At 69.0% G+C, this 9,176-nt stretch carries 13 protein-coding genes; 5 read left to right on the forward strand and 8 right to left on the reverse strand.

Annotated features, from left to right (window positions below; translation table 11 throughout):
- Window positions 1–2: 2 nt before the first annotated feature.
- The 4 genes from ACLQ27_RS04310 to ACLQ27_RS04325 all read right to left on the reverse strand — a co-directional run bounded on the left by ACLQ27_RS04310 (window position 3) and on the right by ACLQ27_RS04325 (window position 3,101).
- Window positions 3–776 (reverse strand): hypothetical protein, encoded by a 774-nt coding sequence (locus ACLQ27_RS04310; RefSeq protein WP_425865662.1) that lies wholly within the window; start codon window positions 774–776, stop codon window positions 3–5.
- 112 nt (window positions 777–888) lie between these two features.
- Window positions 889–1,182, reverse strand: coding sequence for a DUF1330 domain-containing protein (locus ACLQ27_RS04315; RefSeq protein ID WP_234583779.1), 294 nt, complete (start codon window positions 1,180–1,182; stop codon window positions 889–891).
- A gap of 33 nt (window positions 1,183–1,215) precedes the next feature.
- Window positions 1,216–2,646: an MFS transporter gene (locus ACLQ27_RS04320; protein ID WP_425865663.1), complete on the reverse strand. Its 1,431-nt coding sequence runs from the start codon at window positions 2,644–2,646 to the stop codon at window positions 1,216–1,218.
- A complete protein-coding gene (locus ACLQ27_RS04325) occupies window positions 2,643–3,101 on the reverse strand; it encodes a MarR family winged helix-turn-helix transcriptional regulator (RefSeq protein ID WP_425865664.1) in 459 nt (152 codons plus the stop codon). The genes ACLQ27_RS04320 and ACLQ27_RS04325 overlap by 4 nt, the downstream gene beginning before the upstream one ends.
- 164 nt (window positions 3,102–3,265) lie before the next feature.
- Between ACLQ27_RS04325 and ACLQ27_RS04330 the strand changes: the two genes are divergently transcribed.
- Window positions 3,266–3,733, forward strand: a complete 468-nt coding sequence (locus ACLQ27_RS04330; RefSeq protein ID WP_425865665.1) for a hypothetical protein — start codon at window positions 3,266–3,268, stop codon at window positions 3,731–3,733.
- Window positions 3,726–4,634, forward strand: coding sequence for an alpha/beta fold hydrolase (locus tag ACLQ27_RS04335; RefSeq protein ID WP_425865667.1), 909 nt, complete (start codon window positions 3,726–3,728; stop codon window positions 4,632–4,634). The genes ACLQ27_RS04330 and ACLQ27_RS04335 overlap by 8 nt, the downstream gene beginning before the upstream one ends.
- A gap of 73 nt (window positions 4,635–4,707) precedes the next feature.
- On the opposite strand, the gene ACLQ27_RS04340 is transcribed toward ACLQ27_RS04335, so the two are convergent.
- Complete coding sequence (locus ACLQ27_RS04340) at window positions 4,708–5,946, reverse strand: helix-turn-helix domain-containing protein (RefSeq protein ID WP_425865669.1); 1,239 nt, start codon at window positions 5,944–5,946, stop codon at window positions 4,708–4,710.
- Window positions 5,933–6,094 carry a hypothetical protein gene (locus ACLQ27_RS04345; RefSeq protein ID WP_357574013.1) on the reverse strand — a complete coding sequence of 54 codons (162 nt, stop codon included), beginning with the start codon at window positions 6,092–6,094 and terminating at the stop codon, window positions 5,933–5,935. The genes ACLQ27_RS04340 and ACLQ27_RS04345 overlap by 14 nt, the downstream gene beginning before the upstream one ends.
- Window positions 6,095–6,288: 194 nt before the next feature.
- On the opposite strand from ACLQ27_RS04345, the gene ACLQ27_RS04350 reads away from it, so the two are divergent.
- Entirely contained in the window at window positions 6,289–7,038 is a 750-nt protein-coding gene (locus ACLQ27_RS04350) for a helix-turn-helix domain-containing protein (protein ID WP_425865671.1), read from the forward strand.
- A gap of 12 nt (window positions 7,039–7,050) precedes the next feature.
- Window positions 7,051–7,521, forward strand: a complete 471-nt coding sequence (locus ACLQ27_RS04355; RefSeq protein WP_357574015.1) for an NUDIX hydrolase — start codon at window positions 7,051–7,053, stop codon at window positions 7,519–7,521.
- Here ACLQ27_RS04355 and ACLQ27_RS04360 read toward each other — a convergent pair.
- The gene (locus tag ACLQ27_RS04360; protein ID WP_425865673.1) at window positions 7,509–8,063 is read right to left on the reverse strand and encodes an HDIG domain-containing metalloprotein; all 555 of its coding nucleotides are present in this window, start codon (window positions 8,061–8,063) and stop codon (window positions 7,509–7,511) included. The two genes, ACLQ27_RS04355 and ACLQ27_RS04360, sit on opposite strands and share 13 nt — an antisense overlap.
- A 235-nt stretch (window positions 8,064–8,298) precedes the next feature.
- The gene (locus tag ACLQ27_RS04365) at window positions 8,299–8,646 is read right to left on the reverse strand and encodes a hypothetical protein (RefSeq protein ID WP_357574017.1); all 348 of its coding nucleotides are present in this window, start codon (window positions 8,644–8,646) and stop codon (window positions 8,299–8,301) included.
- Between the two features lie 181 nt (window positions 8,647–8,827).
- On the opposite strand from ACLQ27_RS04365, the gene ACLQ27_RS04370 reads away from it, so the two are divergent.
- The gene (locus tag ACLQ27_RS04370) at window positions 8,828–9,166 is read left to right on the forward strand and encodes a DUF7668 domain-containing protein (protein WP_357574018.1); all 339 of its coding nucleotides are present in this window, start codon (window positions 8,828–8,830) and stop codon (window positions 9,164–9,166) included.
- Window positions 9,167–9,176: the final 10 nt, after the last annotated feature.

The following is a 9,176-nucleotide window of genomic DNA, read 5'->3' on the forward strand; positions in this document are numbered from 1 at the left end:
GACTAGTCCGGGTAGGAGTCGCGGATGACCAGCTCTCGGGTTTCGATGATGCCGGGCCAGTGCCGGGAGACCGGGTCGGTGCCCCGGCGCAGCCAGAGGGTCGTGCCGTCGGTGGCCGTCGCGGTCTCGATGACGTGCTCGGCGTCCGCCTCGATGCGGCCGGTCTCGACCGGGCCCATGCCCAGCCTCTCCGCCTCGGTGCGCAGGTCGGCGCGGGCGAGGTAGAGCAGGGCCGCACCGCCCGGGTCCACGCTGACGGCGGCCGGCTCGACGCGGGCCAACCACGGCCCCAGCGCCTGCACGCTCCCGGCGATCGTGTCCGCCGGAACGGTGACGAAGAGCCGGGCGACAACCTCGGCCTCGATCGGCCCGATGTCCAGGGTGCGGTCGGGGGTGAGGCCGGAGCCGTGGGTCGCGCCCTCCCAGCCCAGCTCCTGGTCGGCCCGATCGATCACCAGGCGGGTGGCGGGCGGCCCGGACGGGGGTACCAGAGTCTCGGCGTAGCGGACGTTGCGCGAGTAGCGGAAATCCTGATCGCGCCAGCCGAAGCGGTGCAGCAGCGGCTGCGCCAGGGCGTGCATGGCGCGTTCCTCGTTCCTGGCGACCCGGTAGCCCGACAGCAGCAGGTCCGCGCGGTCGACGTCGATGTCGATCCCGTCAGCGCCGAGCTCGTCGGCGAGCGGAGCGTAGCGGCGCAAAGTGTCGGCGGCGGTCGCGGTGCCGCGTTCCAGCCTGAGCATCGCCTTCATCCTGAACGGCGGCTTGTTCGTCGCCACTCGCCTCACCGCCAATCCGCGCCAGGCACGCGAGGCACCGTAACCAGCGGCTACCGAGTGAACAACCGATTCGGACCAGGCAGGATGGCGCCCGCGCCGACATCACGGTCGGTCAGTCGATGCCCTCGACGATGCGGAAGTCGCGCTCGACGGCGTCGGAGAGGGCGACAAGCGCCTCCTGGTAGGCCGCACTCTCGTGCGCCGCGACGGCCTGCGCGAAGCTGTCGAACTCGATCACGATGGTGCGCTCGGCGATTCCGGCGTCATGCGCCACGACCCGACCGCCACGGACGAGGACCCGACCGCCCCCGGCCGCGACGGCCGGAGCGGCCAGCGCGTTGTAGGCAGCCAGCTTCTCCGGGTCTGAGATGGTGCGGTAGGCGCTGACCCAGTAGCCCTTGGGCATGGAACCTCCAGTGTGGGGATGAGTGCGTCTGGCTTACGGGTTGGTCTCGGACGGTCGGCGGGCGAGAGCGAGGCTCGTCAGCGTCGTGATCGCCATGGCGCCGATGCCGACCAGCGCCGCTGTGGTGTAGGCGCTGTCGTCGGGGAAGCGGTGGCCGGGGCCGGTGCCCGCGGCGAGGATCAGGCCGCCGATGGCGCTGCCCAGGGAGTACCCGACGCTGCGGACGACGTAGTTGAAGCTCATGGCGCTCGACGTCTCGCTCTTGGGGGTGACGGCCAGGATGACGCCGGGCATCGCGGCTGAGAAGCCGCCGACGCCGAAGCCGAGCACGCCCATCGCCACGAACAGTTCGATCAGGTCCGACCGGGCCGCCGCGAACAGGGCGAACCCGCCGCCGACCACGACGGCGCTGCCGGCCAGGAGCAGGGGGTCGGCGATCCGCGTCCGGACCCGTGGCGTGAGCTTGCCGGCGACGAACCCCAGCACCGAGAACGGAATGAGGACCAGCCCGGCGACGAAGGTCGTCAGCCCGAAGCCGTAGCCGGCGCCGTGTGGCGTCTGCGCGTACCGGGTGATGAGCGTGAGCAGGAGGTACATGCCGATCCCGCCGACGAACATGGCGAGGTTCGCCCCGGCGACCGCCGGGTGCCGCACCGCCCGCACATCGACCAGAGGCGTCGTGCTGCGCAGCTCGATGACGGCCCAGAGGCAGAGCAGCACCACCGCGACGACGGCGAGGCCCGCCGCCACGGCGAGGTGCCGGCTCCACAGATTGCGTTCGCCGGCGAGGAACAGCACCAGGAGCAACGCAGCGGCCAGGACGGCAGCGCCTGCCACATCGACGTGGGCGGAGCGGCCTTCGGGAGCTTCGGGCATGGAGCGCCACGCGGTCAGGAGGGCGGCGGCGGTGACGACCAGGCCGAGGCCGTAGGCGGCCCGTACCCCGCCGAACTCGGCGAGCAGTGCGGCCAGCGGGTAGCCGACGCCGGCCCCGATGATCGAGACCACCGAGATCAGGGCGATCACGGCCGCGCCGCGCTCCTCGGGGAGGTGGTCCCGGGCCACGCCCATCATCAGCGCCGTCAGCCCGAGCCCGACGCCCTGGGCCGCCCTGCCGACCAGCAGCCACGCGAACGGCAACGGCAGCACGGTGAGCGCGCTGCCCGCGACGACGACAGCCAGCGTGGCGAGGATGGTGGCCCGTCGGTGCGGGCCGGCTCCGAGCCGGCCCAGGACCGGTGTGGCGACGGCGCCGCTGAGCAGCGCGATGGTCAGCGTCCACTGCGCACTGCCGAGCGAGACGTGGAACGAGGTCGCCACGCTGGTGATGAGCGGCGTCCCGAGGCTGGCGACCGCCGCCACGACCAGAGCGATGAACACCAGGGCGGGGACCAGGAGCGGCGTTTCGGACCGCGCCACCGGGAACGCCTGCACCGCGCCCCCGCCGACCGGCTGCCCGGTCACCGCCTCGACCCTTCACGGTCCTGGCTTTCGAGCTCTGCCAGATGCTTCAGCGCCGGAAGGGCCGCCACCAGCGCCTCGACCTCGTCGCCGGTCAGCTCGCCGATCAACCGCTCGAACGCGTGGACGCCCGCCTGGCGGCGCGTCCGGACATACGAGGCGCCGGCCTCGGTCAGGCACACCAGCGTGACCCGCTTGTCGGACGGGTCGCTGCGCCGCTCGACAAGGCCGGACTCCTCCATCACCCGGACCAGGGTGGTCATCGCGGGCTGGGTGACGCCCTCGACCGCAGCCAGATCGGTGATGCGCCGCGGGCCGGTCCGGTCCAGGGTGGCCAGGGTGGCGGCGGACGTCAGGCTCATGTCCCGGGGCAGGCGTCTCGCGGCCCTGGTGGCCAGGGCGTAGAGGGCTGCCCCGATGGCGGCGGACGCCTCAGCAGTGGTGTCGTGATGACTCACACTCGAAGCATAGCAGTTTTATATTCAGCCTTTATGTAAATGCCGTGTCAGTCGTCGGTGAACGGGGCGCCGGTCGACCGCACCGCCCACCGTGCTCACGGCATTGTGCTTGACACTCGACGTCAAGTACTTGACGATGGGCGTCAAGTAGCGGAGGAGGCAGCATGGCCCCAACCGACGAGGAACTGACCGAGCATCTCATCCGGTTGATCGACATCCGCCTCCTCGACCCCCTCGAAATCCTGGTCGACGGCCACGACGCCATCGACCCGCTGCGCGCCGTCATCCGGGAGCGGGCCCGATCCTGGGCCACCACGATCGTCAGCGGCGACGACCGGGCCGCCGTCGGCGTGGTCATGCGCGCGATTTCCACCCTCTACCCGGGGGACGGACCGTTCGACCCGCCCATCGATTGGTGGCGCAGTCCTTTCGGCCAAGCCGTCGCGCGACGGGTCGGCCACCCGAGCGCCGAATCCGTGTCGTACGCGGTGGCCGGCGCCATGCTCGGTATCACCCGCCAGGGCGTCCACGACCTGGTCTCCCGCGACAAGCTCGCCCGCCACCCCGAAGGCGGCGTGCGCTCCGCCTCCGTACGCGACCGACTGCTCAAGGAAGGAACCCGACGTGTCTGACACCTTTGTCGACTCCGGGTCCGTGCCCATCGCAATCCGCGACTTCGGTGGATCCGGACAACCGCTGCTGCTCCTTCACGGCGCCGGCGGCAACCTCGCCCAGATGGCCACCCTCGCCGAGCACCTGCGCCCGACCTACCGGGTGGTCACCGTCGATCTGCGTGGTCACGGCCGGTCTGGAGACGGCCCGTGGCGCTGGGACGACGTACTGGCCGACCTGGCCGCCGTCACCGACCACCTCCGACTCACCTCCCCAGCGGTGGTCGGCGTCTCCCTCGGCGGCATGCTCGCCACCCTCTGGGCGCAGCGTCACCCGGAGTGCCCCGGCGTCGTCAGCTTCGACGGCAATCCGCCGCTCAACCGTCCGGACCAGCTCGCCGGGCTGGATCCGGAGCAGGCCGAGACCGAGCTGGCCAAGCTGCGGGCCGTCTTCGACGGGATGGCCGCGATGCTGGCCGAACCGCTGACCGCTGAACAGGTGGCCGCCATGCGTGCGGGGCAACGGGCCATGGCCCAGCGCTACGGCGCCACACCCGACGACTGGGTGGCAGCCTTCGAACGCAACCTCGTGCCCGGCGACGACGGCCGCAGCCAGCTGCGGCCCGCCCCGGACCTCACCCGGCAGCTCCGGGACGCCATGGACTCCCTCGACCTGATGCCCGCCTACCGCGACGCCCGCTGCCCGCTGCTGCTCGTCCTCGCCACCGAGGACCTGCCCGAACAACAGCCGTTCCACAGCCTGTACGAGGCGTACCGCAAGGTCACCGCCGATCGGCTTGCCACTGTGGACAACCCGTCTCTGCGGGTGCGGCACCTCGCCGGCGCCAGCCACGCGATGGTCGCCGAACGCCCACAGGAGCTCGCTACTCTCATCACCGACTTCCTCAGCCCTCAGGACTGAGGGCGACCCCGCAGGAGTCCGCCTCCTGGCGAAGGTCGAGACGGCGTGGCGGATGGAAGCCGACGCACGTCCGTCACCGGGTAAGCCCGACCAGCGTCGCCAGTCGCGCCACGCCGGCCGACGCCGGCTTGGCACGGGCGACATCGGCGATGGGAGTACGCGCCAACGGGCGCCACCGAACCTCGGCCGGCGCGACACTGTCCGCGTCGACGAGCGCTCGCGCCGCCCCGCGCAGATCACCGGCGTGCAGGTAAATCCGCGCGGCGTCGAGCAGGTAGGCGCCCCGATACTCGGCCGGCAACCGCCGCCACACCTCCCGCCGAACGATCGTCGTGTGCCGTGCCAGTGCGCTGTCGGCGTCACCCCGCTGCGCCGCCACCAGCACCCGAGCCATGTCGACGGCGACCGGCCCGAAGCTGGTGCCGCACGAGTCGTCGTACCCCCGCAGGTCGACGGCGACGCCCGCGGCCCGGTCGATCAGCTCGGTTGCGCGGTGGTGCTCGCCGCAGCCAGCGGCGGCGAGCGCGGCCTGGACCAGCAGCGTCCCACCGACCGCCCTCGTTCGACGGTCTCCCCGGCACTCTCCCCCACCCCGGTGATCAAGAGGTTCGCGTCGACTGTGATCTCCAAAAGTCCCGCAAACCTCTTGATCACTCAAGTGGAGTGCCGGTGGAAGAGTTCGGTTAACCACTGTGAGGGTCGCCGACAGGGCCAGGCGGTCCCGGCCCGACGCGCGCAGCGCCTGAGCCACTGCGACAGCCACTGTCGCCGCGAGGACTGGGGCGTCTTGGGCAGCACCCATGGCCCGGTCGGCGGCCAGCCAGGCGAGGTCGGCCTCGTCGAGCTTGACCAGCAGCAGAGCGGTGACGCGGTACGCCTGCGTCAGCACCTCCGGCGACCCCGCGCCCTGGGCGGCGTCGAGCAGGCTCGGCACCGCCCGCACCAACTGCGGGTAGTTCGCGTGCTGGTAGGCCAACCAGGCGTGCCCGATCTGACGCCTCAGCTCATGCATGTGTAGCGAGGTCGGCGGGGTGTCGTAGCGCGCGAGGGCGGCTCGGATGTCGTCCACTCCGGCCGGTGTGCTCGCCGGGGCGCTGGGCGGTTGACCGAGCAGCACCTCTGGATCGACCCGCAGGACGCCGGCCACCTCCTGGATCACCGAGTACCGATCCAGAGGCCGGACGCCCCGCTCGACCTTGTCCACCCAGCTCTTCGACCTGCGCAACCGATCGGCAAGCATCTGCTGCGTCATCGACCGTCGCACCCGCCAACCGGCCACCCGGCGACCGATGGGGAGGTCATCGCTGCTCACGCTGCCACCGCCGGTCCGGGACCGCACGGGTCGTGTCGTCCACAGGTACACGCTCCGCCTCGGCCTGATCCAGGAGGCGCTGCTTGGCAGCCTCCCGCTCGCTCGCCTCAACCTGTTCACCCTTGCTCGCCGTCTCGTCGCCGCGCATAGCCACCTCCATAAGGCCATCGGCGCGGCGATCACGTTGGCTCGTCGCGTCCTACCTGGATGGCACGTGTTGTGAATTCAGGCTCTGCGAACTCGTGATGACGACTTCACCGTGAGTTACGGACGAATGGGGACGTCCTTGCTAGGGTGAGTCGTCCCCGATGCCGTCCCCGAGCCCAGTGAGCAGGAGACGCGATGCCGAACGACCGCCTTCGCAACGGGATGCTCAAGAAGGGCCTGACGGCATCGGCACTTGCAGAGAGAGTCGGTGTCGACCCGAAGACTGTCGAGCGGTGGGTCACCCAGGCTCGCATCCCGTACCCGCGCTATCGCCACTCCATCGCTGAGCTACTGGAGGAGAGCGAGTCGTATCTCTGGCCGGATGCGCTTCCGACGCAGCGAGCCGTGCAGATCAGCCAGTCAGAACTGGTCCACATCTACCCGCGTCGCGGAGCCGTTCCGACCGATCTCTGGCAGCGGCTTCTGGAGCAGGCCACCCGGCAGGTTGGTGTCCTGGTCTACGGAGGGCTGTTTCTGCCCGAGTTCAACCACCGCTGGATCGCGACCCTGCGCGAGAAGGCTTTGGCCGGAGCGCAGGTGGAGTTGCTATTCGGCGACCCGGAGGGCGTGCACATCGCCGAGCGTGGAGACGCCGAGGGTATCGGCCCCGCCATGTCCAACAAGATTCTTAACGCGTTGGCCTTCTACAAGGAGCTTCGGGATCTGGACAACGTCGGGATCTACTTCCACGACACCATCCTCTACAACTCCATCTACCGCTTCGACGACGAGATGCTGGTCAACACTCATCTCTACGGCACACCGGCCGCGTACTCACCGGTGCTCCACCTGCGACGTCTCGGCGGCGGGGACCTCTTCGACAGCTACGTCGCCAGCTTCAACCGCGTGCTCGGGCAGAAGCGGGCTGTGTGGCCTGAACACTGACAGGCTGGAGCCATGGCGCGGATCGAGCACTTCGACAACCCGAAAGCTCCCAGGCCGAACAGGATCGTCGTCGCAGTGACGGTCTTCGTCCAGGACGGCCAGGGCCGGGTGCTGCTCATCCAGCGGACCGACAACGGCCTCTGGGCGCTGCCGGGCGGCGCTCAGGACTTCGGCGAATACATCGCCGAGACAGCCGTGCGGGAGACGCGTGAGGAGACCGGCATCGAGGTCGAGGTGACCGAGATCGTCGGGATCTACTCCGACCCTCGGCACGTGGTGGAGTACAGCGACGGCGAGGTACGGCAGCAGTTCTCGATCTGCTTCCGCGCCCAGTACCTTTCCGGTGATCCGACGACCAGCAATGAGTCCTCGTCCGTGGTGTGGGTGGCCCGTGACCATCTGGACCGACTCCCGATGCACCCTTCGATGCGGCTCAGGGTCGACCACGGATTGCAGCGGCGCCCGGTCCCCTACATCGGCTGAGCTGACAGGCGACGTTCGGTCCTGCGTACGGCGTCTTGGAGCATTGGCTCAGCTCTCTGCCAAAACCGCGTCACGACGTCGTCCGGCCCGTAGCGCTGCCGAATCTCCGCCAGCCTCTCATCGACGGTGAGATCCTGCCCGTCCGGGCCAGTCGTCATGTCCGCGTACCAGAGAGCATCCGAGGTCGCCGTCTCCTCGCGCGGGAACTCATTGGCTAGAGCCTGTCCCAGACCGCGCTCGTCTGCCTCATAGACAGCGCAGGAGTGGTGGGCAACCAAAGCAGCGACACGGTCTCCGAAGCCATGACTCCGAAGCCATCGCGCACCGTCAAGCGCGTGGAAGCCCGTGTCGGCGACGTCGGGGGCATACCCGATGTCGTGCAGCCAAGCAGCCGCCGTTAGCAACTCCGCATCATCTCCGACCAGGCGCGCAAGCCCTTCCGCCTTCGCCGCCACTGCTTTCACATGAAGCCAGCGACGGGGTAGGGCATCTTGCAGGAGACGCTGCGAAGTTGTCTCGGCTAACCCGAAGGACGGACTCACGCGGGAAGTCTAGAACCCTGGCCGGCGCCCCTGACGCCCTAGAAACGCCCTGATAAGAAGGTGCGGTGGCCTACGCATTACGAGACCAAGATGGGTGATCCTGCGACGTGCCAAAGTCAGCTCCTAACAGCGGAAACGCCTCTCGACACCTCTCACCGCTCCCTCGCCGTCCGTCGACCTCTTGTGGACCAGATGCGGACTGGCACGTCGGGGCCGAGGCGATGCGCAGCCGATGTCATGCCGACCTGCGAGCGTACCCAAGAACCGCGTAAAGCCAGTGATCGAAGTACCGGTCCAACGCCGCGTCGTCCGCGAGGTCCAGAGCCAGCCACTCTTGAGCCGCACGAACCATCTCTAGGCTCGCCTTCTCCTCTTCCTCTGGCTTGAGTTCCACCCAGTCAGTGAACGCCGCCCACTGGAGGTACAGACTCATCCTCAGCGCGTCGTCGAGTTCCGGAGGCCCCACCTCCTCCCAGAGGTCGGCCGCCGCCTCGTAGGCGCGGTCCGCAACCAGGATCCGTTGGAACAAGCGGTTGACCTCGTCTAAGTCAAGCCCCGTGCCTTCGATGTAGCTGCTGGTCACGCTAGGAGCCTTCCACCGGACCCCCACATTTTAAAGATCATGCGGTCTATCGACGGGCGTCCGCTGCTGCGGCTGACCTGGTCGGTCTGTCGGCCGCTGCCGCTTCTCGCTCCGGTCTGTCGGCCGGCTTGGCTGTACGGATGGCTGTACAGCCGTCGTCCCCGCTTCTCATACTCGACCGGTGACTGCTGCGGATCTTCCAGCCCGGTTCAGGCCCATCATCGAGCAGGTGGTCGAACGGATTGCCGCTGGCGATTTCGACGGCCTAGCGCGGGACTACTCGCGGTCGGGCCACGACCTGGGCGTCTGGGCCCGCGAGTACCCCGCAACGTTCATCCCAATGCCGCCCGAGGCGTGGCACCACGTCGACGCCTACTTCCTTGCTGGCCACGACGTTTGGAAAGTCGATGTCGACCTGTGGTCTCAGGAGGAAGGGCGAAGCGACATGACCTTGCAGGTGACGGTCTGGGAAGAGGCCGGCGCGATCAAGCTGACCATCGATGACCTGCACACTCTCTAGTAACGGCCAC

It is taken from the genome of Micromonospora sp. DT63, assembly GCF_049841615.1.
Taxonomy (GTDB): Bacteria; Actinomycetota; Actinomycetes; order Mycobacteriales; family Micromonosporaceae; genus Micromonospora.

What these genes read in the sequence shown, in the direction of transcription:
- ACLQ27_RS04315 (WP_234583779.1), bottom strand. Translation starts at nt 1,182, where the DNA reads ATGCCCAAGGGCTACTGGGTCAGCGCCTACCGCACCATCTCAGACCCG.
- ACLQ27_RS04350 (WP_425865671.1), top strand. Translation starts at nt 6,289, where the DNA reads ATGCCGAACGACCGCCTTCGCAACGGGATGCTCAAGAAGGGCCTGACG.
- ACLQ27_RS04330 (WP_425865665.1), top strand. Translation starts at nt 3,266, where the DNA reads ATGGCCCCAACCGACGAGGAACTGACCGAGCATCTCATCCGGTTGATC.
- ACLQ27_RS04355 (WP_357574015.1), top strand. Translation starts at nt 7,051, where the DNA reads ATGGCGCGGATCGAGCACTTCGACAACCCGAAAGCTCCCAGGCCGAAC.
- ACLQ27_RS04345 (WP_357574013.1), bottom strand. Translation starts at nt 6,094, where the DNA reads ATGCGCGGCGACGAGACGGCGAGCAAGGGTGAACAGGTTGAGGCGAGC.